Raw genomic sequence first — 23,044 nt, forward strand, 5'->3', positions numbered from 1 at the left:
AAGCAATGACTTTGGAGCAAGTGTGTGCCGGCATCCATGGTGCTGACGAAGGAGCCCGGCAGGAATGTCTGAAAAGGTGGAGCACCATTGCAAAACCCCTGGGCAGTCTGGGAATGCTGGAAGAAAATGTCATGCGTATCGCTGCCCTCACCGGTGACGCCCAGTACCGCATCGACAAGCGGGCCGTGGCGGTGCTCTGTGCTGATAACGGCGTGGTGGCCCAGGGGGTCACCCAGACCGACAGCAGCATCACCGCCCTGGTGGCCAAAAATCTGACCGAGGGGCAAAGCTGCGTCTGTCACATGGCTCATATGAACCGGTGCGATGTGGTGCCGGTGGACATCGGCATCAACCGGGATGTGGAAGCCCCCGGCCTGTGGCACAGAAAGGTGGCCTATGGCACCAAGGATCTGTCGCTGGAGCCGGCCATGACCCGTCAGCAGGCTGTGAAGGCCATCCTCACCGGAGTGGAGGTGGTGCGGGAGCTGAAAGAGCAGGGGTACAAGATCATCGCCACCGGAGAGATGGGCATCGGCAACACCACCACCTCCAGCGCCGTTACCGCCAGCATGCTCTCCCTTCCGGTGGAGACCGTCACCGGAAGGGGAGCCGGTCTGAGCACCGAGGGACTGATGCGGAAAAAAGCGGTGATTCAGAAGGCTCTGGATCTTCACAAGCCCGATCCCAGTGACCCGGTGGATGTGATCTCCAAAGTGGGCGGCTTTGACATTGCCGGAATGGCCGGACTGTATCTGGGCGGCGCTTTGTACCAGGTGCCCATCATTGTGGATGGGCTGATCTCCGCCGTGGCCGCCCTGTGTGCCCAGGGGCTGGCGCCGCTGTGCACCTGCGCCATGGTGGCAAGCCATGTTTCCGCAGAGCCTGCCGGTCAGGTCCTGCTGGATAAATTGGGGCTTTCCTCCATGATCAATGCGGGAATGCGCATGGGCGAAGGCACCGGGGCCGTGGCCGCCCTTCCCCTTCTGGATATGGCCTATGATATCTATTTTGGCATGGGTACCTTCTCCGACATCCAGATGGAAGCGTATGTGCCCCAGAAATAAGGAAGAAAAAGGCCGTTTTCTCCTGGTGGTGGGAGGCAGCGCCAGCGGCAAAAGCCAGTTTGCCGAAAGCTTAGCGGTCTCCGCCCCAGGGAAGCGGTATTATATCGCCACCATGGAGCCTTTTGGAAAAGAGGCCCAGTGGCGCATCGCCCGTCACCGGCTCCTGCGGGAAAACAAGGGTTTTGAGACGGTGGAGCGGTTCTGGGAGCTGGGGAGCCTGGTGTTGCCCCAGCGGGGGACGGCGCTGCTGGAGTGTGTCACAAACCTTCTGGCCAACGAGATCTTTTCCCCGGAAGGCGCGGGAGAGCAAGGGGCCGTGGAGGCCATTTTGCAGGGGATCGCGTCCTTGCGCCGCCAGTGCCATCTTCTGGTGGCCGTCAGCGGCGAGGTGGGACTGGAGCCTTTGAGCCAATATGCCCCGGAGACCCGCCGGTATATGGGGCTTTTGGGAAAAATCAACCGGGAGATGGCAAAGCAGGCCGACGAGGTGTGGGAAGTGACCTGCGGCGTGCCCATCTGCCACAAAGGAGGAACAAGATGAAAACCTTTTGGCAGACCATTTGGGTGGCCCTGTCCATGTATTCCCGTCTGCCGGTGCCCCGGGCGGAGTGGAACAGCAAAAATATGCGCTATGCTCTGTGTGCCCTGCCCCTGGTAGGGGTGTTTTCCGGCATCTCTCTATGGCTGTGGGACTGGCTGTGCCAGGCGCTGGAGCCAGGGGAGATGCTGCTGGGGGCGGGGGTGACCCTTCTTCCCATCCTGGTCACCGGGGGCATTCACATGGATGGCTTCTGCGACACCTGTGACGCCCTGGCCAGTCACGGGGACCGGGAAAAGAAGCTGGCTATTATGAAAGATTCCAACGCCGGAGCCTTTGCTGTTCTGGGCTGCGCCTGTTATCTGCTCTTTTATTTGGCCCTGGCGTCCCAGTGGCACACCGGAGGAACATGGGCTTTTCTCATGGGCCTTGCCATGGTGTTGGAGCGGGCCCTGGCCGGGCTTTCCCTTTGCCTGATGCCCTGCGCCAGAAACAGCGGCCTGGCCCGAATCTTTGCCGACGGGGCCGCCAAGAAAAACACCGGCATCTTTTTGGCTTTTGTGGCAATTTTCTCTTTTTGCGCACTGGTTTATGTGGGAAAGATGGTGGGAGCTCTGATGGGGCTTGTCGCTTTCCTGCTGTGGCTCTGGTACGGCGCCTGGGCCAAAAAGGAGCTGGGGGGCATCACAGGAGACCTCCAGGGCTATTTTGTCCAGCTGTGTGAAATGGGTCAGCTGGCGGTGCTGGTGTTTGCCACACTGGCCCTTTGAGAAGGGAGAAAAAACATGATCCTGGTCATCGGCGGCTATGCCGCAGGAAAAAAGGAATATGTCAGGAGTCTGGGCTATCAGGATGAGGACTTCACCATCGATCCCCGGGAGGAAAAACCGGTGGTCTGGGGCCTGGAAGCCCTGGCCGCCCAGGCGGGAGAAGGGTGGGAGAGCCTTGTGCCCGGCCTTGTGGAAAAAGAGGTGGTCATCTGCCAGGAAGTGGGAAGCGGCGTCATCCCTCTGGAAAAGGAAGCCCGGCAGATGCGGGAATACACCGGCAGGCTCTGCACCGCTTTGGCAGAAAGAGCAGATCGGGTGGTGCGCCTTTTCTGCGGCATTCCCACCATCATCAAGGAGTGAGAAAGATGGAAGTTATTCTGCGCCGCCACGCCATGACGGCGGGCAACAGCAAAAAGCAATACATCGGCTCCACCGACCAGCCTCTCAGCCCGGAAGGGGAGCAGAGCGCCCGGTTGTGCGCCGGGGCCGGGGATCAATCGGTTTCCAAGGTCTATTCCAGCCCTATGCGCCGCTGTCTTCTGACCAGCCGGATTTTTTATCCCAAAGCACAGGTGGAGATCTGCCCCCTTCTTAGGGAGATGGATTTCGGCCTGTTTGAGGGAAAAAACTATGAGGACCTGGGGGCCGATCCCCTGTATCAGCAGTGGCTGGATTCCAACTGCCAGGACCCCTGTCCCGAGGGGGAGAACATGGATAATTTTTCCAAAAGAGTGTGCCAGGGTTTTGAAGAAGTGATGGACAAGGCTGCTTCCCAGGGAGAAGAGCAGGTGGTCATTTTGGCTCACGGCGGAACCCTTATGGCCCTGATGGGCCGCTATGCCCTGCCCCGGCGGGGGTATTTCCAGTGGCAGACCCCCAACTGCGGCGGATACAAGGCCCGCTGGGATGAAAAAAGCCGTCATCTGGTGGATTGGAGCCCGCTGACTCTGGAGGAGCGGAAATGAGGCCCTTTTTCTTTGCGCTGCCCCTGGGTGCTCTTCTGGATCTGCTGCTGGGGGACCCCCGGTGGGCGCTGCCCCATCCGGTGGTGCTCATGGGCAAGGCCATTGCTTTCTTGGAAAAGATTTTCCGCCGGATTTTGCCCAAAACCCCTGGAGGAGAGCGGATGGGCGGCGCATTGCTGGCCCTTTGTTTGCCACTGGGATCATGGGGGATCTCCTTTTTGATTTTGTGGGCGCTGGGGCTGATTCATCCCATTCTGGCCTTTTTGGCGGAGAGCTTTATGTGCTATCAGATTCTGGCCGGGCGCAGCCTGTGGGACGAGAGTATGCTGGTTTATAAAGAACTACGCAAAGGGGATCTGGAAGGGGCCCGGCGCATGGTGGGACGCATTGTGGGCCGGGATACCCAAGCCCTTTCGGCAGAGGGTGTCACCCGGGCGGCGGTGGAGACGGTGGCGGAAAACACCGGCGACGGTATCATCGCTCCTTTGTTTTTCCTCATGCTGGGCGGGGCCCCTCTGGGCTTTTTCTATAAAGCGGTGAACACCATGGACAGCATGGTGGGATACAAAAACGACAGATACCTGTATTTTGGGTGCATCCCCGCCCGGCTGGACGATGTGATGAACTTTCTGCCGGCCCGGCTGGCCGGGGCCTTGATGGTGCTGTCGGCTTTTCTGCTGCCGGGATACCGGGGGAAAAATGCCTTTTCCATCTGGCGGCGGGACAGGCGGAACCACAAAAGCCCCAACTCCGCCCAGACCGAAGCGGCCGCCGCCGGGGCTTTGGGTGTGGAGCTGGCGGGAAGCGCCTACTATTTTGGGAAGCTGGTGGAAAAGCCCACCATTGGTGATGCGCTGCGGCCTATCCAGCCGGAGGACATTCCCCGGGTGGGAAAACTCATGTTCTGCACCAGTTTTTGCTGCCTGCTTTTGTGTCTTGGCGGGCGGCTGATTTTGTGGGGAGGGATTTTGTGAAACTGATCCATGGAGGAGATGTGGAAGGATTCCGGGAGGAATTTGGCCGGGAGCCTTTGGATTTTTCGGCCAACATCAGCCCCTTGGGGCTGCCGGAGGGGGTGCGCCAGGGGGTGATCCATAGCCTGCGTGAGGCCACCCAGTATCCCGACCCGCTGTGCCGCAAATTGCGCCGGGCCATTGGGGAAAAAGAGGGGATCGATCCGGAATACATCCAGTGCGGCAATGGAGCCGCCGACCTGATTTTCCGGTTGGTGCTGGCGGGGCGGCCCCGGCGTGCACTGGTCACCGCCCCCACCTTTGCCGAATATGAGCAGGCCCTCACCGCCTTTGGCGGTGAGGTGGAGCGGTATCTGCTGACAAAAGAGGAAGGCTTTGCCCTGACGCCCCGGTTTCTGGAGGCCTTGGAAGGAAAGCCGGACATGGTCTTTCTCTGCAATCCCAACAACCCCACCGGAAACCTGATTGCCCCTTCCTTGCTCCGGCAGATCTGGGAAAAATGCCGGGAAAAGGGCATTTTACTGGTGGTGGATGAGTGCTTCCTCTCCTTTTTGCCCCGTCCCTGGGAGCACACTCTGAAAAAAGAGGTACAGGAAGGAGCGCCCCTGCTTTTGCTGCGGGCCTTTACCAAGCTGTATGCCATGGCGGGCATCCGATTGGGTTATTGCCTGTGCGGCGACCGGCAGCTGCTTTCCCGGATGGCTGGAGTGGGACAGCCCTGGGGCGTGTCGGTGCTGGCCCAGGAGGCCGGCCTGGCGGCCTTGCAGGAAGATCAGTATGTGGAGAATGTACGGGCTCTTATTGGGCAGGAACGCCCCTGGCTGTGGCAGCAGCTGGAACGGGCCGGAGTGCATGTGGTGGGCGGCAGCGTCAACTACCTGTTCTTCCGCAGCGATGTGCCCCAGCTGGGAGAAAAAATGCGGCGCCTGGGCGTGATGATCCGTTCCTGTGCCAATTATCCCGGCCTGAGCGAGGGCTGGTACCGGGTGGCGGTGCGCACCCGGGAAGAAAATCAGCGTCTGGTGGATTGCATCCGCCAGGCGGGAGAGGGGGATCGGTAACATGAAAAAAGCCAAGTCCATCATGATCCAGGGCACCATGTCCAATGCCGGCAAAAGTCTGCTGTGCGCCGGGCTTTGCCGCATCTTTCACCAGGACGGCTACAAGGTGGCCCCCTTCAAAAGCCAGAACATGGCCCTCAACAGCTTCATTACCAAAGAGGGACTGGAAATGGGCCGGGCCCAGGTGGTGCAGGCCGAAGCGGCAGGGGTGGAGCCCGATGTGCGGATGAATCCCATTCTGCTCAAGCCCACCAGCGATGTGGGAAGTCAGGTGATCCTTCGGGGCCAGGTGCTTTCCACTATGCCCGCCCGGAAGTATTTTGCCTATAAACACAAGCTGATCCCCTCTATTTTGGAGGCCTACGATTCCCTGGCCGCCGAAAATGATATCATCGTGTTGGAAGGAGCAGGGAGTCCGGCTGAGATCAATCTAAAACAGCAGGACATCGTCAACATGGGTATGGCCCGCATGGCGGGAGCGCCGGTGCTTCTGGCCGGAGACATCGACCGGGGCGGCGTGTTTGCCAGCCTGTATGGCACGGTGGCCCTGCTGGAAGAAGAAGAGCGGCAGCGAATCCGGGGTCTGATTGTCAACAAATTCCGGGGGGATGTGGAGATCCTCCGTCCCGGCCTTTCCATGCTGGAAAATTTGACCCGGGTGCCGGTGGTGGGCGTGGTGCCCTATCTGTCGGTGGACATCGAGGAAGAGGACAGCCTGGCCGCCCGCCTGGACAATGAAGCACCTGCCTTGGTGGATATCGCCGTCATCCGTCTGCCCCGGCTTTCCAACTTCACCGATTTTGCCGCCCTGGAGCGGACCCAGGGAGTGGGCGTGCGGTATGTGTCCCGCCCTTCTCAGCTGGGCGAGCCCGATCTCATCATTTTGCCCGGGACCAAAAACACCATGGGCGATCTGCGCTGGCTCCGGGAAAGCGGCCTGGAAGGGGCTATTCTCAAAAAAGAAAGCCAGGGCGTGCCCATTCTGGGCATTTGCGGCGGTTATCAGATGCTGGGGCAGGTCTTGCGGGACCCCCTGGGTGTGGAAGAGGGAGGCAGCCTGCGGGGCTTGGGTCTTTTGCCCATCGAAACCGATTTTCTGCCTCAAAAGACTCGCACCCAGACCCAGGGGCATATCACAAGGGCCCAGGGCTTTTTTGCTCCTTTGGAAGGCTGCGCCTTCCAAGGCTACGAGATCCACATGGGAGAGACACGGCATTTGTCCGGCGACCCTGCCGCAGCCCTCACGGGAGAGGGATGGGAGAAGATGGATGGAGCCTCCCAGGGAAATGTGCTGGGCACTTATGTCCACGGCATTCTGGACGGGGGCGAGCTTGTGCAGAAGCTGGTTTCCCTGCTCTTTGAGAGCAAAGGCCTGGACCCCCGGCAGGTGGAGCAGATGGATTACAAAGCTTACAAAGAGCAGCAATATGACATTCTGGCCGACGCCATCCGGCGCAGTCTGGATATGGACAAGGTGTATCAGATATTGGAAGAAGGAGCCAAGGAGGAACGGCCATGACAGGAAAATTGGAAACACAGAACCCGGCCGGCATCGAAAAGCGCAGCTTTGAGATCATCACAAAGGAACTGGGCGACCGTCATTTTTCTCCGGAGCAGGAACCGGTGATCAAGCGGGTGATCCACACCACAGCGGATTTTGAGTATGCCGATTCCCTGTATTTTTCCCCGGAAGCGGTGGAAAAGGGCATCGAAGCCATCCGGGAAGGGGCCCACATCGTCACCGACACCAACATGGCATACAGCGGTGTGAGCAAAAAGACCCTGGAAGGCCTTGGCGGTGCGGCCCACTGCTTCATGGCCGATGCCGATGTGGCCAAAGAGGCCAGGGAGCGGGGGGTGACCCGGGCGGTGGTGTGCATGGAGCGGGCTGCTTTGATCAAGGCTCCCCTGATCATCGCCGTGGGCAACGCCCCCACGGCTTTGCTGCGCCTGTGCCAGCTGATGGAGGAGGGAAAAATCGCTCCCCGGCTGATCATCGGTGTGCCGGTGGGCTTTGTCAATGTGGTGGAGAGCAAGGAGGAAGTGATCGCTTCCAAAGCTCCCTGCATTGTGGCCCGGGGACGGAAGGGGGGCAGCAATGTGGCTGCGGCCATTTGCAATGCCCTGTTGTATCAGGCCTCGGGACGGGTACTGTAAAAAGAAAAAGGAAAAAACAGGCTCGGGTTTTCACCCCCGAGCCTGTTTTTTATGATATGAGCAAAGATAAAAACACAAAAGTTGGATTTTTATGCGGAATGCCACTGTTTTTCTGCACTTTGATGTGTTACAATAAATATAAATATTTTCAAAAAAAATAAAATTGCCTTAAAATTTGCTGTCATGTCGAAACAATTCAGAGGAATGGCGAAAAGTAAAAGGCGCAAAAAGGAGGGATGGAGAAGGGAATATGCATTTTATATTCACAAATGGAAAAGGAAAAAGGGGGGACGGGTCGTAACATGCCAAACAAATTGGAAATCAGAAGAAGTGCTCTGCGAAAGATTCGGGAAAAGTTTCTGGAATCTTTTAGCGCCGTAATACCTATTGGTTTGATCGTACTGCTGCTTCATTTTACCATCGCCCCCATGCCAGGGGGAACATTCGGCTCCTTTTTGGTGGGGCTTGTTTTGCTGATTGTGGGGATGTGCCTGTTTTCTTTGGGGGCAGATCTGTCCATGATGCCCATGGGTGAACGGATCGGCGCACAGCTGACCCGTTCCAAAAATCTGAAATTGTTGATTATCACTGCGCTGGTGATGGGGGTGCTCATCACAGTGGCCGAGCCCGATCTCCAGGTGCTGGCCCGGCAGGTGCCGGCTGTACCGGATAAACCGCTGATTTTTTTGGTGGCGGCAGGAGTGGGTCTGTTTTTGGTGGCCGCTCTTTTGCGCATTATTTTTCAAAAAAGCCTGCGTTTGATTCTGATGGTCTGCTATGGCTTGGTGTTTTTCCTGGCTATTTGGGTGCAGCCGGGATTTCTGCCGGTGGCTTTTGACTCAGGCGGCGTCACCACGGGCCCGATTACGGTGCCCTTTATTCTGGCGCTGGGCATTGGTGTGGCCGCCGTTCGGGGCGGACGCAGCGCCCATGACGACAGCTTCGGTTTGGTGGCCTTGTGTTCCATTGGCCCGATTTTGTCGGTGCTGCTGCTCAGCCAGTTCTATGATGCAGCTGGCGGCGCTTATGGCGCCACTGTGCCGGAGACGCCTCACAGCCTGGGCGAGATCCTTTTGCAATACATTCAGGCATTTCCCCATTATGCCAAAGAGGTGCTCATTGCCCTTCTGCCCATTCTGGGGGCTTTTGCCTTGTTTCAGGTGCTTTTTCTCCGCTTGCCCCGGCGCCAGATGATTAGGGTAGGGGTGGGCGCTGCCTACACCTATGTGGGATTGGTGCTCTTTCTCACCGGGGCCAATATTGGCTTTTTCTCCGCCGGCAATTTCCTGGGCGGCGCCATTGCCGCACTGTCCTACCGGTGGGTGCTCGTTCCCATCGGCATGGTGATGGGGTTCTTTGTGGTGGCCGCTGAGCCTGCGGTGCATATTCTCAACAAGCAGGTGGAAGAGATCTCCGGTGGCACCATCTCCCGCAGCGCCATGCTCATCAGCCTGATGTGCGGTGTGGCCGTTTCCCTGGGACTGGCCATGGCACGGGTGATCTGGGGGCTGAGCATCTGGTATTTCCTTCTGCCCGGTTATCTGGTGGCTTTGGTGCTCACTTTATTTGTGCCCAAAATCTTTACCGCTGTGGCATTTGACTCAGGCGGCGTGGCCTCCGGACCGATGACGGCCACCTTCCTTTTGCCTTTTGCCATGGGGGCCTGCCAGGCCATGGGAGGCGATGTGCTCTCCGATGCCTTTGGCATCGTGGCCATGGTGGCCATGACGCCTTTGCTGGCCATTCAGCTGCTGGGACTGTGGTCGGTGTACCGCCAGAAGAAGCAGCCCAGGGAGGAATTTGCCCTGGATGAAACCGAACTCATCGAAATGGAGGGATAGCTGTGGCAAAAAAAACAGAAGAAAGCCGCCGGATCCTCCTGTTTGTGGCGGTGGCGGCCCGGGGACAGGGAGAGAAGATCGCCACCTTCTGCGCCTCCTGCGGCGGAAAGGTACGCCTGGTGGCCCTGGGAAGGGGTACTGCCAGCCAGGATATCCTCAACTACCTGGGCCTGGGGGACAGCAAGAAGGATGTGGTGCTGTGCACCGCGGCCCGTCCGGCAGCCCAACGGATGCTGGAGGGAATGAAAGAGAAGTTTTCCATGGACAGCCCTGGCGAAGGCATTGCCTTTACCATCCCGGTATCCAGTGTGGTGGGCCGGGTAAGTTTTGAACTGCTGCTGGGGGGAAAGGGAGAGCAATGAAAGAAAACGAATTGATCGTAGCCATTGTGGAGCGGGGCTATGCCGACGATGTGATGAAGGCGGCCCGGTCGGCCGGGGCCAGAGGGGGCACCATCCTTCATGCCCGAGGGGCTGGAAATGAGGCACGGGACCGTTTTTACGGTGTGACCATCCAGTCGGAGAAAGAAATGGTACTGCTGGTGGTGGAAAAAGAGCACAAGGCGGGCATTATGAAAGCCATCTGTGCCCAGGCCGGGCTCAATCAGGAGGCCCGGGGTCTGGTATTTTCCCTTCCGGTGGAGGATGCTGTGGGAATGGCGCCGGAGGACAGCCTGCCCGATCTTTCGCAGCAATAGGAAAAAGGCTTCTGGCATTGTGTCAGAAGCCTTTTCCATTTGTTCAGATGTTCAGAGCTTTTTTCAGCGCAGGACAGAGCAGGAGCAGGGTTTTGCCGATGGGAGCGGCCAGACGGCCGGTACGGGCCATTTCCAGCAATACTTCATAGGAAACACGGCATACGGCCACCGTTTCTCCCTTTTGCAGCCGCACATTTTTGGGATGCACGGATGAGCGCAGCAGGAAGGAGTCCATCTGTCGTCCTTTGGCCCGGGTGGAGCACAGAAAGTGCAGTTGCTGCGGCCGGGCCTGAATGCCTGTTTCCTCCTTCAGTTCCCGTAAAGCAGCCAGGGAACTTTCTTCTCCCCACTGCACACCGCCGCCGGGATTTTCCCAGCAAAGGGGATATTCCTCTTTTTCCGGGCTGCGTAAAGTGAGAAGAAAGCGGTTTTCCTTGTCTACGATCCACACTCCTACCGCTTTGTGGAATGTGCCGGGGGGCAGAGGCTCGCCCCGGGGATGGGGATGGGGAAGGGGTGCGCCGGTTTGTTCATCGTAAAGCTGCCAAAATTCCATAAATCCTCCGAGAAAAGAAAGGGGCGGCTGAGCCGCCCCTTTGAGCGTGTCGAAAAAGTGGCTTGAGCCACTTTTTCGAGTTTTTGCAAGGGGCTGCATGCACGCCTTCGGCGCACACTTGCCCCTTGATAGGTGCAAAAAGCCACGCACAGGTCGCGGCTTTTTGCGAATTGATGAAGGGTAGGGCAAACGATCTTTTCGTTATATAGGTTTCTCGATAGTCTGAAAGGGGCGGCTGAGCCGCCCCTTTTTGCATATCAATGGAATCAAAATAAGTTATTTTGCCATTTCTTCCAGATAGACGCCCACGGCCTTGCCGTAAGGCACATTCTGGCCGCACTGATTCATGGCTCTTTCAATGACGCCCAGCACAGCCACTTCATCATTGATGTCGATGTTGCCCATGTGGCCCAGTCGGAACATCTTGCCTGCATAGGCGCCCAGACCGCCGGCTACGATGATGCCTTCTTCCAGCAGAGTGGCCCGGAATTTGGCATCGTCCATGCCTTCGGGATAAAGCAGGTTGCTCAGGGTCACGGCCCGGCAGCTTTCCTTGGCCAGGGGCACAAGACCGATGGCTTCCAGCGCCTTCTGCATGGCCCGGGCGTTCTTCAGGTGGCGCTCATAGCGGGCTTTCATGCCTTCTTCCTTGATGATGCGTACCGATTCCTTCATGGCCCACACCAGGTTGATGGCCGGAGTGGCGAAGTATTTGGAGGTGTCGTCCATGATGGGCACCCACTTGTCAAAGTCGCAGTAATACTCGGGGATGACGCCCAGAGTGGCTCTTCTTTCCATAGCCTTTTTGTTGGCCCACAGCAGAAGCAGACCGGGGCAGACGCCGAAGGCCTTCTGGGAAGCGGTGAAGAGCACATCGATGTTCATCTCTGCCAGGTTTTCATATTCGCCGGCGGTGGCGGCCACGCCGTCCACGATGTAGATGGTCTCGGGGAAGTCACGCATCACTTCGCCGATGGCGGCGATATCGGCGGCCGCACCGGTGGCGGTGTCCACATGGGTGACTGTCATGGCGGCATAATGCTTTTCGCTCAGCTTTTTGCGGATTTCTTCCGGAGAGACCACGCTGCCCCATTCGGCCTTCAGCACATCGGCATTGAGCCCTTTGTGCTCACAGATGTCGATGAACCGGTCGCCGAAGAAGCCGTTGGAGACGATGAGCACATTGTCCCCCCGGCGGGTCATATTGGAGATGGCCATTTCCATCGCCAGTGTGCCGGTGCCGGCCACCACAAAGGTTTTGCCATCGCAGCCGAACAGCTGGCCCAGATCGTCAATGACGCTCTTGAAATCCTTTACAAAACGAGGATCGCCGAAGGCCTGAATTTCACGGCCCATTTCCTCCTGGATGGAGCGTACCACCGGCGTGGGGCCGGGGATCATCACCATGGTTTTCTCTTTCATTATCAAAAGCACCCCTTTTCAAAACGATGGAAGCTGATTTCACAAAGTGAAATGATATTTCGATTCCATTTTTCTGCTTTTATTGTAGCATCCCCATGGGGGAAAGTCAAAGGAGGATGCGACGAAAATCCGTTGAGGATTCCGTGCAAATAGTCTATAATTTCATTGTGTAAAATGAAACGGGGAGGAAGAACCATGGAAAAGAAGCTGGCCAAAGTGAATCAATCGGTGGAAAAGGCATTGCAGCTGGTAGAGGTGCTGGCTTCTTCCCGGGAGCCCATGCGACTGGGGGATCTGGCGGCGGCCTGCGGCCTTCCGGCCAGCACCACGCTGCGTCTGGTAAACACCCTGCTGCTTCATGGCTATGCCAATCAGGACCCGGTGACGCTGCGCTATTCTCTCACGCTGAAATTTGCCCAGATCGGCAGCCAGGTCTCTTCCCAGATGGATATCCGCAACCTGGCCCATCCCTGGCTGCTGGAGCTTTCCAGCCGGTGCGGGGAAAGCTGCTGCCTGGCCATTGAGGAGAACCGGCAGGTGGTTTATGTGGATGTGGTGGAAGGCCCCGATGGAATGCTGAAAATCATGCAGCGCATCGGAAAAAGGGCACCTTTGTACTGTACCGGCGTGGGGAAGATCTTTCTGCTCAACGACGATGCCGCCTCCCTGGAACAGTATATCGCAGAAAATGGTCTGGAACCCCTGACTTCCCACACCATCACCACCCGGGAAGGGCTGCTTTCGGAACTGGACAGGATCGGGCGCCAGGGATATGCCCTGGACGATGAAGAGTGCGAGCAGGGAGCCCGGTGCGTGGCTGCCGGGGTGCGGGATTACACGGGAAAAGTGGTGGCTGGCATCAGTGTTTCCGGCCCGCTGCACCGGATGGAGCCGGAACACATCCGCCGGATCATTCCCCAGGTCCAGCGCACCGCCCAACGCCTGTCCCAGCTTCTGGCCTACGAAGAATAAAAAGAGCGTGCCGTCTGGCACGCTCTGAGCATGTCGAAAAAGTGGCAGGAGCCACTTTTTCGAGTTTTTGCAAGGGTCTGCATGCAGCCGATTGCTGCTTTTAGCGTCCAATCGGCTACACTTGCCCCTTGAAAGGTGTAAAAACCGACGCACAGGTCGCCGGTTTTTGCGGATTGATGAGGGGGAGGGCACATATTTCTCTCCAGCTGGATCAGTCTTTCGACCGCAAAAAGAGCGTGCCGTCTGGCACGCTCTTTTGCTGTGTTCAGATTTGGGTACGGCCTTCCAGGGCCCGGGTGAGGGTCACTTCGTCGGCATATTCCAGATGCCCGCCCACAGGCACGCCGTAGGCCAGACGGGTCACAGCCACACCAAAAGGTTTGAGCAGCCGGGAAAGGTACATGGCCGTGGCCTCCCCTTCGGTGTCCGGGTTTGTTGCCATGATGACCTCCCGGATGTCCTCGTCGGCCACCCGCTGCAGCAGCTCCTTGATGCGCAGCTGATCGGGGCCGATGCCGTTGAGGGGAGAGATCACCCCGTGAAGCACATGGTAAAGTCCCTTGTATTCCCGGGTGCGCTCCAAAGCCACCACATCCTTGGGGTCGGTGACCACGCAGATCAGTCCTTTGTCCCGCATGGGATCGGAACAGATGGAGCAGATTTCACCATCGGTGAGATTCTGACACACCTTGCAGGTGTGTACCGTCTGTTTGGCATCCAGAATGGCCTGGGCAAATTCGGCCGCCTGATCCTCTGGAAGATCCAGCACGAAAAAGGCCAGCCGCTGGGCGGTTTTATAGCCGATGCCCGGCAGACGCTCAAATTGCTCGATGAGCTTTTCCACCGGCGGCGCAAAATATTTCATAATTAGAACAGACCGCCCATCCCGCCGGTGAGTTTGTTCATCTCTGCGGTGTAGGTGTCGTCAGACTGCTTCATGGCCTCGTTGACAGCGGCCATCACCAGGTCGCAGAGCATTTCGGCATCTTCCGGATCGATGACTTCCGGCTTGATGGTCAGCGCAGTGAGCTGCTTTTGCTTGATGGTAGCGGTAACAGCGCCGCCGCCAGCGGAAGCGGTGAACTCCATCTCTTCCAGCTCGGCCTGCTTTTTGGCCATATCCTGCTGCATTTTTTGGGCCTGCTTCATCAGGTTGTTCATGTTGAAACCGCCCATAGGCATCTTTTTCATGGGATAAACCACCTTTTCTTTGGTATTTTGTTGGTATTTTGATTGTATTGACAGAAGCTTTGTGACAAAAGCTCAATCCTGCTGTTCCCGCACATCCACACCCAGGCTTCGGGCTGTGTTCAGCACTTCATCCAAGGAGCCTTCCTCGGCCTGGGCCGAAGCGGCCGATTTGTTCCGCAGCCGCACACCGGAGAATCCAGCCTTGCTGGCGGCCTGCTCCAGAAGGGTTATTACACGGGGACGGTCCAGAAGCAAAAGTCCCTCTTCGTCCACGCCGATGAGCAGCAGATCGCCCTTGAGAGAATAGTGGGCCAGCCGGATGTAAGTGGCGGCCGCCGGATTCATAGGCGTGCCCTTCAAAGCGGCAAAAAACCGGTCCCTGGCATCGGTATCTCCCGGAGAAGAACTTCCCTTTTCCTTGGGGCTGCCCTCTTGTGGAGCAGGGGAGGGAGCCCCGGGAGCAGCCGATGCTGCTGGGGCGGAAACCGGAGAAACGGGCGCCGCCGGGGCGCTTTGCTGGGGAGCGGGAGAAAGGAGCACCGGCCCCCGGCACAGGCGGAGCAGGCACATTTCCCCATCGGCCCGGCGGATGGCCGAGCGTGTCAGCCGGGAAAGAGTCTCGCCGATGACCCCTGCGGCAAAGTCCAGAAATTCCGGAGAAGCCTCATGAGAAGCCTGTTTCAGTTCTTCTATGGTAAAGAAAGAGGAAAGCAGGGAGCTTTCGGCTTCCTTGACCGACTGGACGAGGTAAATATCCCGGATCAGGGACAAAAGCTCGTCAAACAGGGAAATCATATCCCGTCCCTGGTCATAACACTGGGAAAACACCGCCAAAGCCTGGGCGGCATCTTTTTTGCACAAAGCGGAAAAGAGAGCCAGTAGCTGCTGGTTTTCCGCTACCCCCAGGCAATTTTGCACATGTTGCAGATCGATGGGGGCATCCCCGGCCACACAACGGTCCAGAAGGGAGATGGCATCCCGCATGGAGCCGTCTCCCAGCCGGGCCAGGAGCAAGGCGGCCTCGGGGGAAAGACTCAGATTTTCCGCCCGGGCGATGGTGAGCAAACGGTCGCCGATGGCGGCGGGGGAAATCCGGCGGAAATCATACCGCTGGCACCGGGACAGGATGGTGGCAGGCACCTTGTGGATCTCGGTGGTGGCCAGGATAAACAAGGCATGTTCCGGCGGCTCCTCCAGGGTTTTCAGCAAGGCGTTGAAAGCGCCCGGTGACAGCATATGCACTTCGTCGATGATATAGGTGCGCAGACGGAGAGCGGTGGGGGCGTAATTGACCTCCTCCCGGATCTCCCGGATGTTGTCCACGCCGTTGTTGGAAGCGGCGTCGATTTCCGATACATCCATTGCCGCATCTTCCAGCACGGCCCGGCAGTTTTCACACTGGTTGCAGGGGTTGCCGTTCACCGGGGAAAGACAGTTGGCCGCCCGGGCCAGGATTTTGGCGCAGGTGGTCTTGCCGGTGCCCCGGGTGCCGGTGAAGAGATAGGCATGGGACAGCCGCCCGGTCTGGACCTGGGCCTTGAGGGCGGCGGTGATGTGCTGCTGGCCCACCACATCGTCAAAGGTGATGGGTCGCCATTTGCGATAAAGGGCCTGATGAGACACGAAAGTTCCCTCCCAAGAAAGCAGAAACACAAAGAAAAACAAAAAACAGCGGCGACTCCCAAGGCTGCACACCGCTTCCTCGAAGACGTCCTTTGCCCGTAACCCGTATGCTCGGCTCAAAACCGGTTGGCCGCGGCACACAGACTGTGCCGCTTAATGCTGCTCGGTTCCCCGCCTGACATGGTTCACGGCGATCTGTTGCGCGGGACCGATCTCTCTCAGCTTTGCATACGAGGCAGACGGCAAAAAGACGAATCCTCTGAAACGGAATTAACCCCTGCATATAGCGGATTTCAGGTGATAAGGAACCGCTGACTCCCCGGTTAGTGCAGCCTTGGCAAGCGCCGCTGTAAAAGATATTATAATACATCTTCCCCGATTTATCAACTGGTTCTTGGGGAAAGAAGGGTGGATGAGAAAATTTTCCCCATGTTATTTTGCGTTGCTTGTGTTTGCCCGCGGTGTTTGCTATATTGGTGGGCAGTATAGAAGCAGTACAGGAGGAAAAGGAATGCTTGGAGAAAACCTGAAAAAGTTGCGGAAGGAAAAAGGAATGTCCCAGCAGGAGGTGGCCCAGCGGCTCCATGTGGTGCGGCAGACGGTATCCAAATGGGAGAGCGGGCTGTCGGTGCCCGATGCCGATCTGCTGGTGAAGCTGGCCGATGTGCTGGAGAGCGATGTATCCTGTTTGCTTTGTGGAGAGACTGGCGGCAAGGAAAGCCGGGGACAGGAAGGAGCGTTGGTGGAGCAGTTGGTGGAGCTCAACCGTCAGTTGGCGGAAAAGAACCGCAGGGCCCGGCGGATCTGGAAGGCAGTGGGAATTACAGTGGCCTTGTTCCTCCTTTTCAATGTGTTGCTGGTGGTGCTGGGAAGCGTGGCCTTTCAGCAGATGAAAGCCGAAGGAGATGTGGAGGTCATCACAAGCGGGGAGGCAGAATTTCAGCCATAGCAGCAAAAAGGCCGGGAGATAAACTCCCGGCCTTTTGAAACTGGCCTAGTACAGGCTCTGGATGATTTCTGCACAGCGATCGGTTCCCAGAACGCCGCTGTCCAGGCAAAGGGTGTAGTTTTCCGCTTCGCCCCAAACGGTGCCTGTGTACAGTTCGTAGTAGGCTTTCCGTTTGTTGTCCTTGTCCTGCAGTCTTTTTTCCGGACCGTCCTCCCGCTGGCCATAGATGGAGACGATTCTCTCGGCTCTTTTTTCATCGGAAGCATGGATGAACACAGTCAGGTAATCGGCGATGTCCCGGAGAATGTAGTCGGCGCAGCGGCCAATGATGACGCAGGGGCCTTGGGATGCCAGGTCGGTGACCGCTTTCTTCTGGGCCAGCCACAGCTTATCCCCATCGGACTGGCCGTTGTAGGTCCGTCCGGCCAGGGCGTTGCTGTACAGGCTGTCCGATATGGCGTATTCGCCGTATTTGGCCACATATTCTTTGGCAAAGCCGGTTTCTGCTGAGATTTTGTCGATGATCTCGCTGTCGTAGCAGGGAATGCCCAGCTTGGCGGCCACCTGTTTGCCGATGGTACGGCCGCCGCTGCCAAATTCCCGGCTGATGGCAATGATCCGGTTGGAAGTGGCCGGGGCCGGCGCAGCCGGAGCCTGGGCAGCTTCCTGAATGACGGACTTTTTGAAGCGGGCGTAGAGCACTGCCGCAATGACAAAGGCCAGAGTGTCTGTGACGGCCTGCACCCACATCAGACCTTTGACGCCCCAGATGGCATCCATGACAAAGGAAAGCACTGTAAAGATGATACCCAGGCGAAGTACAGCCAGAAGCAGGGAGGCCTTCCATTTGCCCACTGCCTGAAACACCGAGTTGTACATATTGAACAGGCTCATACCGATGACGCACCAGCTCCAGCACCGCATGAAGGTGGCAGCCACCTGAATGGTTTCTTCGTGAGGTGTGAAGATGCCGGCAATGGCTGCGGGCATCCGCTGTACGATGATGAGAAACAGAATGGAGAAGATCCACAGGATCTTGAAGGAAAGGCTGCACACCTGATGGACCCGCTTATGGTTTTTGGCGCCGTAGCTGAAGCCGATCAAAGGCATGACGCCCTGGGCGATGCCGATGCTGATGTGAAGGGCGATGGTACCGCATTTGGAGGTAACGCCATAGGCGGCGGAGAGGATGTTGCCGTTTTCATGTCCCAACAGCAGGCCGTTGAGCACGGCAATGGACACCGAAACCAGCAGCACTGACACCGCAGCGGGGAAGCCCATGGCACAGGTGTCGAAAGACACTTTGCGCTCCAGGGAGAAGCGTTTGGGATGGATGCTCAGAACGGTGTGTTTGCGTATCCGGGCCAGTAGGACAAAAAAATACACCATGGAGATGGTGTTGGAAAGCATGGTGGCCACCGCGGCACCGGACACATCCATACCAAAGCCAAAAGGCATGGTCAGGGCGCCGTTAAAAATGGTATCGCCCTTTTCGAAGATGAAGATGGGGTCCAGGATGATGTTCATAATGCCGCCAAGGGAAAGGCCAATGCCGGCCTCTTTGGTCTTGCCCTCGGCCCGGACCAGATGGCCCAGGATCAGTCCGGCCACTGTGGGCAGGCCGCCGATGACAAACACCCAAAGGAGATATCGGGCCGAAAAGCTGAAGGTCAGCTCATCTGCCTTGAAAAAAGTGAGGATGGGTTTCATAAACAATCCCAGGATAATGGCCAGAATGGCTGTCACGCCGAAGCTGGCCCAGAAACCAAAAGCAGAGGCCTTTTTGGCAGTATCCTGATCGTTTTTGCCCAGACTCCGGGCGATCACGCTGTTGGCGCCGATGCCGAACAGATTGGCCACAGCGGTGAGCAGGGTGAAAATGGGAAAGGTGATGGAAAGCGCCGCAAGCTGGTTGGGGTCGCCGATCTGTCCCACAAAGAAAGTGTCTGCCAGGCTGTACAAAATCACCACGATCTGGCTGATCACCGTGGGGATGGCCAGTCTGGCAACGGCCTTGCCCACGGGCATGGTGGTAAACAATTCATTGTTGTTTTTCTGCATTCTTTCTGCCCCTTTCTATTCCATCCGGCTGGTTTCTGCATGGAGGCCATTGAGAAAACACTGAATGGCGATCTCCCGGCTTTTTTCCAGCTCGGTGTCCTTATAATAATAGAAATACCCCAGATCCTCCTGGGAGATGAAACCGTGGAGAATGGCGCGAAGCACCCGCTGCCAGTGGGAGCAGGCCTCACGGCTCAGACCATAGCCGCAAAGCAGCTCCATCACCGTTTCCAGAAGCGGTACGGCCATTTCTTTTTCCGTCTCATCGTTGTTCAGCGGCATGGACATGATCAGCCGGTACAAGCCTTTGTTTTCTGCGGCAAAGGCAAAATACGCCCGGGCAAAGGCCCGGATGGCTTCGTCTTTTTCCTTTCCGGAGATGGCGGCCTTTTGGTTTTCCACAAACCTGTGGATGGCGCAGCGGAACACCTCCCGCTGCAGATCCTTTGTGTTTGCAATGTGGTTATACAGAGACGGCGTTTTCACCTAAAGCCGTCTGACAAGCTCATGCAGGGAGATGACACACTGTCCGCTTTCTTCAATCAGCGTCACAGCTTCCTGCACGATGATCTCTTTGGTCAGTCCTTTTGGACCCATAACCCATGCTCCTTTCAAACCAACAGCATTAGTAATGCTGTCACTAACACTGTTAGTTTGTCGAGAGGGAAAGAGCGGCAGAAGATGAAAAAGAAAAATTCCCCGGATACCGTGGGTATCACGGCATCCGGGGAATGGGGCAAGGGAAGGTATGGCAGAGTTTATTTCAGCCTGTCCAGCAGTGGGCCGCCCTCTTCCCGCAGCCACTGGCGGCAGGGAAGATAATCAGGTAGCACCCGCTCCACTTCTTTCCAAAAGCGGGGAGAATGATTCATTTCCAGCCGGTGGCACAGCTCGTGTACCACCACATAGTCCAGCACTTCCGGCGGGCAGAGCATCAGGAGAAGGTTAAAATTCAGATTTCCTTTGGAAGAACAGCTGCCCCACCGGGTATGCTGCGCCCGGATGGTGATGCGGCCATAGTCCACCCCCGCCAAAGGGGCAAAATGCTCCACACGCCGGGGGATTTCCTGCAAAGCGGCATCTGCCAGAGAAATACGCTCTGTCAGAGTCAGCGGCGGCAGGGCCCGGCTTTGCCGGGCGGCAAGTTTTTCCAGATGTTTCTGAATCCAGGGGGATTTTTCCTCTACAAAGCGGCGGATTTCTTCTTCCGGCAGCTTCAACGGAGAGCGCACCACAAGCTGCCCCTCCCGGGTGATCTGAAGGGACAGTGTTTTCCGCTTGCTGCGGAGAAGGGTATAGGGATACAGTGGGGATGAGGGCATGGAAATCTCCTTCCGGCGTATTTGCTTTCAGTATACCCTCTTCCGGTTTCCAGGACAAGAGCCTTCTAGCCTTTCAGCAAAGGAAGCAGCTGGTTTTCCATTACCCACCGGTGACTGTAATGGGTGCGCACCAGGGTTTTGGCAGAAAGAGCCGGGTCTTCATCCATCCGGCGCAGAATGTCCCGGCCCTGGTCCTCATAATAGGCCTGTTCCGAAGGATTGTAGGTCTCCCGGGTGTCAAAGCCGAAGTTACGGGCATCCCAGCGAAGAAAGTAGGCGCCCAGCTTCTCTCCCAATTCCTGGAGCGCAGGTACTGCTTGATTGAGCACCAGGAAGTTGCCGCGGCTGGCGGCTTCCAGCACCGTCAGACCGAAGGATTCCGAATAGGAAGGACAAATGAACAGGTTGGACAGCTGGAACAGTTCCAGTACACTCTCCCGGGGAAATCCCAGGGGATAACCGATATCGGATGTGAAAAGCAGATTGCCGGCAGACAGACCGTATTTTTCCCCCTCGGTACGGATCATTTTTTTGTAGAGTGCCGGAGGAATGTGGGCACAGGGGAAGCCGCAGAATACGGCTCGGGTCTGGCGGGAGGACACCTTCTGGATGGCGCCGCACAGAGCAGCCACTTTTTCCAGCCGCTTGCCGGTGGTGAGCCGGGCCGGGTAAATGGCCAGCACCTCGGCCCCCAGCAGATCTATATGCCGGGCCACTTGCTGTACATCCTGGTTCATGGAGGAAAGAAGGGGCAGGCAGTTATATACGGCGGCGCACTGGTCCAATGGAACACCGTACTGCCGGGAAAGGGCAGGAAGGCCTGACTGGGTAGGATAGACGAAGATGGTATTGGGCAGGGGGGTAAAGCGGGCGGAAAAAGGTTCTTCCATGGTTTCCGGCCGCGGTACCGGCAGGGAATGGGTAAAAGAGAGAAAACGGAGCTGGGGCAGCTGTTTCTGGGCTTTCCGCAGGGCGACATTGTGTACCAGATGCCACCCCTGGTACAGGATGTCATGGAGGATGCACACATCCACATCCTGCAAATGCCGGACAAAATCCCGGGCAATGGCATCGGCTTCCCGATGGAAAGTGGGATGCACCGAGCCGGTGGGGGCGGAGTAATCCCGCCAGTGGATGGGCTGTCCATCCAAGGTGTTGGTGATCTTTACCCATTGCAGTACGGGGTCTGAGAAAATTCCGGTGCGTTCGCGGTCGGGACAGTTTTCACTCACCAGCATTTTTACGGCAATGCCGGCATCCAACAGCATTTGCAGCTGGTCAGCCACCACATTCACCAGAGAATAGGTGGAGGACAGCCCGGCGAACATGGTAAGAATGGCAACTTTCACGGTGTGCTCCTTTCCATGGATGCGGCGCGGCGATTTTGCCGCGCCGCAAAAGTGGGTCAACCGGATTAAACGGAAGGTTGGTTGGGGCAGCTGCACCCTCCGAACAGATCCAGCTTCTGTTTCAGAACGGTTTCCAGCTGGGCCACGGAATCCACCATGGGCTCCACCGATTTGTTGGTTTGCAGCAAGATCTCCGGGGTGACATCGGCCATAGCCACCATTTTCTGGATTTTTTCACCCTCAGCGTTGAGGATGTGAGACAGAGCGGCTTCTTCCAGGGCCACCGACTGAATGATATCGGTGATGGCCTGGGATCTTGTGATGTTGCTGGACGAAATGACAGGCATTCCTATAATTGCTTCCGCTCCTTCGTTGGTGTGGTTTTGTGTTGAGTATGGGCTCCCTTTATCTTATGGAAAAAGGAAAAGAGATGTGACGCCCTGGAGAAGATTTTTTCTTCCCTATGGGAAGAAGGAATCCTGTCTTGATACGGCCCCTGATGCGCCGGCAGTGGAACGGATCATCGATCCCCGGGGAAATGTTCTGCTCAGCTCCGACGAAATGGGAAGAATCGATGCTCTTTCCTCTTAATGGGGTTTTGTGAAAGCAGCATATTTTGAGAGGGAGGACAGCAACCCTTTGGAAAACAGATCAAAGCCTCCGGATTGGCCGGAGGCTTTGATTATTTCAGACATATGCAGCACCGGGTATCCATTTCCCTTGGGAAGGGAAAGAATATACAGAAAAAATGGGGAGCTTGGGGTTTTTCTTACCGGTTTTGCGCATCTTCGTCCTGTTGCTCTTCCTTGGGTAGAGTGTGCCATGGGATTTCCTTTTTGGGGAAAAAGCTGCCTTTGATTTTTTTCAAAAGGCTTTCCACCAGATAAAACCACAGATTCCCCAGAAAGAAGAGAAGAAGCAGCAGAAGAAAAATAACTCCCGCCTGCTGGAGCAAAGGGATCAGGGTCATTTTGTGGCAAAACGATGGAGGAAAAAGTCGGTAAAGGCCGCCAGCTCTTTTTCCTGAGATACATAGACATAGAGCTTTTCATCTTCCAGCCAGTCATAGGCGTTGATGCCGATGTAATTCCGCTTGTCCGGATAAATGATAAAGGCATCGGTGGGATATTTATTCCGGTAGGCCTTGAGGATTTCCGACCGGCGGTAATAGGTAGGATCGCCGCAGCCCGACAGATCGGGCACGGTGGGCACCACTGCAATGGTTCGGGTTTCTTCGTTCCAGCCTACGATCAGGTTGCCGATCTTGGTTTTGCTGCCGTGAACAAAGCCATAGTTGAACCGGCTCACATCTTCAGTGTAGCCAAAAATCAGCTGGTAGGAACTGCCGTTTTCCACCACCTGGTCAAACAGTGCACGCATCTTGGCTGCGTTTTGTCGGCTTTTTTCCATGTCGATTTCCGGCCCTTTGAAAATTTTGCTGAACAGTCCCATAGGATTTCCTCCTGAAATAAAGATGTTTTTTTGATTTTGTATTTATTATGGGTGAAATTTTTCCGCCTCGGGGTAGAGGC

The 23,044-nt window shown here is 56.8% G+C and carries 27 protein-coding genes and 1 other RNA gene; 15 read left to right on the plus strand and 13 right to left on the minus strand.

Features of this window, described 5'->3' with window-relative positions; all coding sequences use genetic code 11:
* Positions 1–5: 5 nt before the first annotated feature.
* From cobT to H6A25_RS01570, 12 genes are all read left to right on the plus strand, one after another.
* Positions 6–1,064 carry a nicotinate-nucleotide--dimethylbenzimidazole phosphoribosyltransferase gene (cobT, locus tag H6A25_RS01515; protein ID WP_204750254.1) on the plus strand — a complete coding sequence of 353 codons (1,059 nt, stop codon included), beginning with the start codon at positions 6–8 and terminating at the stop codon, positions 1,062–1,064.
* On the plus strand, positions 1,048–1,605 hold the full coding sequence (locus tag H6A25_RS01520; RefSeq protein ID WP_204750255.1) for a bifunctional adenosylcobinamide kinase/adenosylcobinamide-phosphate guanylyltransferase: 558 nt from the start codon (positions 1,048–1,050) through the stop codon (positions 1,603–1,605). The genes cobT and H6A25_RS01520 overlap by 17 nt, the downstream gene beginning before the upstream one ends.
* Complete coding sequence (gene cobS / locus H6A25_RS01525; protein ID WP_204750256.1) at positions 1,602–2,372, plus strand: adenosylcobinamide-GDP ribazoletransferase; 771 nt, start codon at positions 1,602–1,604, stop codon at positions 2,370–2,372. Before H6A25_RS01520 ends, cobS begins: the two co-directional genes overlap by 4 nt.
* Positions 2,373–2,387: 15 nt before the next feature.
* A complete protein-coding gene (locus H6A25_RS01530; protein ID WP_204750257.1) occupies positions 2,388–2,732 on the plus strand; it encodes a bifunctional adenosylcobinamide kinase/adenosylcobinamide-phosphate guanylyltransferase in 345 nt (114 codons plus the stop codon).
* 5 nt (positions 2,733–2,737) lie between these two features.
* Positions 2,738–3,337 carry a histidine phosphatase family protein gene (locus tag H6A25_RS01535; protein WP_204750258.1) on the plus strand — a complete coding sequence of 200 codons (600 nt, stop codon included), beginning with the start codon at positions 2,738–2,740 and terminating at the stop codon, positions 3,335–3,337.
* Entirely contained in the window at positions 3,334–4,311 is a 978-nt protein-coding gene (cbiB, locus tag H6A25_RS01540) for an adenosylcobinamide-phosphate synthase CbiB (RefSeq protein ID WP_204750259.1), read from the plus strand. The genes H6A25_RS01535 and cbiB overlap by 4 nt, the downstream gene beginning before the upstream one ends.
* Positions 4,308–5,372 (plus strand): aminotransferase class I/II-fold pyridoxal phosphate-dependent enzyme, encoded by a 1,065-nt coding sequence (locus tag H6A25_RS01545; protein WP_204750260.1) that lies wholly within the window; start codon positions 4,308–4,310, stop codon positions 5,370–5,372. Before cbiB ends, H6A25_RS01545 begins: the two co-directional genes overlap by 4 nt.
* A 1-nt stretch (position 5,373) precedes the next feature.
* A complete protein-coding gene (locus H6A25_RS01550; RefSeq protein WP_204750261.1) occupies positions 5,374–6,891 on the plus strand; it encodes a cobyric acid synthase in 1,518 nt (505 codons plus the stop codon).
* Positions 6,888–7,529, plus strand: coding sequence for a precorrin-8X methylmutase (locus tag H6A25_RS01555; protein ID WP_204750262.1), 642 nt, complete (start codon positions 6,888–6,890; stop codon positions 7,527–7,529). The genes H6A25_RS01550 and H6A25_RS01555 overlap by 4 nt, the downstream gene beginning before the upstream one ends.
* Positions 7,530–7,831: 302 nt before the next feature.
* Positions 7,832–9,370 carry a DUF1538 domain-containing protein gene (locus tag H6A25_RS01560; RefSeq protein ID WP_204750263.1) on the plus strand — a complete coding sequence of 513 codons (1,539 nt, stop codon included), beginning with the start codon at positions 7,832–7,834 and terminating at the stop codon, positions 9,368–9,370.
* 2 nt (positions 9,371–9,372) lie between these two features.
* Complete coding sequence (locus H6A25_RS01565; RefSeq protein WP_204750264.1) at positions 9,373–9,732, plus strand: hypothetical protein; 360 nt, start codon at positions 9,373–9,375, stop codon at positions 9,730–9,732.
* On the plus strand, positions 9,729–10,067 hold the full coding sequence (locus tag H6A25_RS01570; RefSeq protein ID WP_204750265.1) for a P-II family nitrogen regulator: 339 nt from the start codon (positions 9,729–9,731) through the stop codon (positions 10,065–10,067). The genes H6A25_RS01565 and H6A25_RS01570 overlap by 4 nt, the downstream gene beginning before the upstream one ends.
* 43 nt (positions 10,068–10,110) lie before the next feature.
* Here the strand turns inward: H6A25_RS01570 and H6A25_RS01575 are convergent, their stop codons facing one another.
* Both H6A25_RS01575 and H6A25_RS01580 read right to left on the minus strand, forming a co-directional pair.
* The gene (locus tag H6A25_RS01575; RefSeq protein ID WP_204750266.1) at positions 10,111–10,623 is read right to left on the minus strand and encodes an NUDIX hydrolase; all 513 of its coding nucleotides are present in this window, start codon (positions 10,621–10,623) and stop codon (positions 10,111–10,113) included.
* A 276-nt stretch (positions 10,624–10,899) separates the two neighbouring features.
* Positions 10,900–12,045, minus strand: coding sequence for a pyridoxal-phosphate-dependent aminotransferase family protein (locus H6A25_RS01580; RefSeq protein ID WP_204750267.1), 1,146 nt, complete (start codon positions 12,043–12,045; stop codon positions 10,900–10,902).
* 195 nt (positions 12,046–12,240) lie between these two features.
* Between H6A25_RS01580 and H6A25_RS01585 the strand changes: the two genes are divergently transcribed.
* The gene (locus H6A25_RS01585) at positions 12,241–13,017 is read left to right on the plus strand and encodes an IclR family transcriptional regulator (RefSeq protein ID WP_204750268.1); all 777 of its coding nucleotides are present in this window, start codon (positions 12,241–12,243) and stop codon (positions 13,015–13,017) included.
* Positions 13,018–13,282: 265 nt separating this feature from the next.
* On the opposite strand, the gene recR is transcribed toward H6A25_RS01585, so the two are convergent.
* From recR to ffs, 4 genes are all read right to left on the minus strand, one after another.
* A complete protein-coding gene (gene recR / locus H6A25_RS01590; protein WP_204750269.1) occupies positions 13,283–13,882 on the minus strand; it encodes a recombination mediator RecR in 600 nt (199 codons plus the stop codon).
* Positions 13,883–13,884: 2 nt separating this feature from the next.
* Entirely contained in the window at positions 13,885–14,199 is a 315-nt protein-coding gene (locus H6A25_RS01595; RefSeq protein ID WP_430651151.1) for a YbaB/EbfC family nucleoid-associated protein, read from the minus strand.
* 81 nt (positions 14,200–14,280) lie between these two features.
* Complete coding sequence (dnaX, locus tag H6A25_RS01600; protein WP_204750271.1) at positions 14,281–15,831, minus strand: DNA polymerase III subunit gamma/tau; 1,551 nt, start codon at positions 15,829–15,831, stop codon at positions 14,281–14,283.
* Between the two features lie 64 nt (positions 15,832–15,895).
* An RNA gene (ffs, locus tag H6A25_RS01605) (signal recognition particle sRNA large type) lies at positions 15,896–16,163 on the minus strand.
* 179 nt (positions 16,164–16,342) lie between these two features.
* On the opposite strand from ffs, the gene H6A25_RS01610 reads away from it, so the two are divergent.
* Entirely contained in the window at positions 16,343–16,780 is a 438-nt protein-coding gene (locus H6A25_RS01610; RefSeq protein ID WP_204750272.1) for a helix-turn-helix domain-containing protein, read from the plus strand.
* 45 nt (positions 16,781–16,825) lie between these two features.
* Here the strand turns inward: H6A25_RS01610 and H6A25_RS13030 are convergent, their stop codons facing one another.
* From H6A25_RS13030 to H6A25_RS01635, 5 genes are all read right to left on the minus strand, one after another.
* The gene (locus H6A25_RS13030) at positions 16,826–18,841 is read right to left on the minus strand and encodes an MATE family efflux transporter (RefSeq protein WP_204750273.1); all 2,016 of its coding nucleotides are present in this window, start codon (positions 18,839–18,841) and stop codon (positions 16,826–16,828) included.
* A gap of 15 nt (positions 18,842–18,856) precedes the next feature.
* Positions 18,857–19,327, minus strand: a complete 471-nt coding sequence (locus H6A25_RS12660) for a WHG domain-containing protein (protein ID WP_204750274.1) — start codon at positions 19,325–19,327, stop codon at positions 18,857–18,859.
* A gap of 272 nt (positions 19,328–19,599) precedes the next feature.
* Entirely contained in the window at positions 19,600–20,163 is a 564-nt protein-coding gene (locus H6A25_RS01625) for a M48 family metallopeptidase (protein WP_204750275.1), read from the minus strand.
* A 65-nt stretch (positions 20,164–20,228) separates the two neighbouring features.
* The gene (locus tag H6A25_RS01630; protein ID WP_204750276.1) at positions 20,229–21,512 is read right to left on the minus strand and encodes a glycosyltransferase; all 1,284 of its coding nucleotides are present in this window, start codon (positions 21,510–21,512) and stop codon (positions 20,229–20,231) included.
* Between the two features lie 65 nt (positions 21,513–21,577).
* The gene (locus H6A25_RS01635; protein WP_207750792.1) at positions 21,578–21,859 is read right to left on the minus strand and encodes a hypothetical protein; all 282 of its coding nucleotides are present in this window, start codon (positions 21,857–21,859) and stop codon (positions 21,578–21,580) included.
* 85 nt (positions 21,860–21,944) lie between these two features.
* Between H6A25_RS01635 and H6A25_RS01640 the strand changes: the two genes are divergently transcribed.
* A complete protein-coding gene (locus H6A25_RS01640; RefSeq protein WP_204750277.1) occupies positions 21,945–22,103 on the plus strand; it encodes a hypothetical protein in 159 nt (52 codons plus the stop codon).
* On the opposite strand, the gene H6A25_RS01645 is transcribed toward H6A25_RS01640, so the two are convergent.
* Together H6A25_RS01645 and H6A25_RS01650 are read right to left on the minus strand one after the other, a co-directional pair.
* A complete protein-coding gene (locus H6A25_RS01645) occupies positions 22,100–22,552 on the minus strand; it encodes a hypothetical protein (protein ID WP_204750278.1) in 453 nt (150 codons plus the stop codon). The genes H6A25_RS01640 and H6A25_RS01645 overlap by 4 nt on opposite strands.
* Positions 22,479–22,964: a hypothetical protein gene (locus tag H6A25_RS01650; RefSeq protein ID WP_204750279.1), complete on the minus strand. Its 486-nt coding sequence runs from the start codon at positions 22,962–22,964 to the stop codon at positions 22,479–22,481. Before H6A25_RS01650 ends, H6A25_RS01645 begins: the two co-directional genes overlap by 74 nt.
* Positions 22,965–23,044: the final 80 nt, after the last annotated feature.

The organism is Intestinimonas butyriciproducens (assembly GCF_016901775.1).
Lineage (GTDB): Bacteria > Bacillota > Clostridia > Oscillospirales > Butyricicoccaceae > Pseudobutyricicoccus.

Excerpts from the sequence above, each read along its gene's own strand:
- H6A25_RS01570 (WP_204750265.1), top strand. The coding sequence starts at position 9,729 with ATGAAAGAAAACGAATTGATCGTAGCCATTGTGGAGCGGGGCTATGCC.
- H6A25_RS01645 (WP_204750278.1), bottom strand. The coding sequence starts at position 22,552 with ATGTCTATGTATCTCAGGAAAAAGAGCTGGCGGCCTTTACCGACTTTT.
- recR (WP_204750269.1), bottom strand. The coding sequence starts at position 13,882 with ATGAAATATTTTGCGCCGCCGGTGGAAAAGCTCATCGAGCAATTTGAG.
- H6A25_RS01580 (WP_204750267.1), bottom strand. The coding sequence starts at position 12,045 with ATGAAAGAGAAAACCATGGTGATGATCCCCGGCCCCACGCCGGTGGTA.
- H6A25_RS01650 (WP_204750279.1), bottom strand. The coding sequence starts at position 22,964 with ATGGGACTGTTCAGCAAAATTTTCAAAGGGCCGGAAATCGACATGGAA.
- H6A25_RS01575 (WP_204750266.1), bottom strand. The coding sequence starts at position 10,623 with ATGGAATTTTGGCAGCTTTACGATGAACAAACCGGCGCACCCCTTCCC.
- cbiB (WP_204750259.1), top strand. The coding sequence starts at position 3,334 with ATGAGGCCCTTTTTCTTTGCGCTGCCCCTGGGTGCTCTTCTGGATCTG.
- cobS (WP_204750256.1), top strand. The coding sequence starts at position 1,602 with ATGAAAACCTTTTGGCAGACCATTTGGGTGGCCCTGTCCATGTATTCC.
- H6A25_RS01555 (WP_204750262.1), top strand. The coding sequence starts at position 6,888 with ATGACAGGAAAATTGGAAACACAGAACCCGGCCGGCATCGAAAAGCGC.
- H6A25_RS01625 (WP_204750275.1), bottom strand. The coding sequence starts at position 20,163 with ATGCCCTCATCCCCACTGTATCCCTATACCCTTCTCCGCAGCAAGCGG.
- H6A25_RS01550 (WP_204750261.1), top strand. The coding sequence starts at position 5,374 with ATGAAAAAAGCCAAGTCCATCATGATCCAGGGCACCATGTCCAATGCC.
- H6A25_RS01560 (WP_204750263.1), top strand. The coding sequence starts at position 7,832 with ATGCCAAACAAATTGGAAATCAGAAGAAGTGCTCTGCGAAAGATTCGG.
- H6A25_RS01595 (WP_430651151.1), bottom strand. The coding sequence starts at position 14,199 with ATGCCTATGGGCGGTTTCAACATGAACAACCTGATGAAGCAGGCCCAA.
- cobT (WP_204750254.1), top strand. The coding sequence starts at position 6 with ATGACTTTGGAGCAAGTGTGTGCCGGCATCCATGGTGCTGACGAAGGA.
- H6A25_RS01520 (WP_204750255.1), top strand. The coding sequence starts at position 1,048 with ATGTGCCCCAGAAATAAGGAAGAAAAAGGCCGTTTTCTCCTGGTGGTG.
- H6A25_RS01530 (WP_204750257.1), top strand. The coding sequence starts at position 2,388 with ATGATCCTGGTCATCGGCGGCTATGCCGCAGGAAAAAAGGAATATGTC.
- H6A25_RS01635 (WP_207750792.1), bottom strand. The coding sequence starts at position 21,859 with ATGCCTGTCATTTCGTCCAGCAACATCACAAGATCCCAGGCCATCACC.
- H6A25_RS01610 (WP_204750272.1), top strand. The coding sequence starts at position 16,343 with ATGCTTGGAGAAAACCTGAAAAAGTTGCGGAAGGAAAAAGGAATGTCC.
- H6A25_RS13030 (WP_204750273.1), bottom strand. The coding sequence starts at position 18,841 with ATGCAGAAAAACAACAATGAATTGTTTACCACCATGCCCGTGGGCAAG.
- H6A25_RS01535 (WP_204750258.1), top strand. The coding sequence starts at position 2,738 with ATGGAAGTTATTCTGCGCCGCCACGCCATGACGGCGGGCAACAGCAAA.
- H6A25_RS01585 (WP_204750268.1), top strand. The coding sequence starts at position 12,241 with ATGGAAAAGAAGCTGGCCAAAGTGAATCAATCGGTGGAAAAGGCATTG.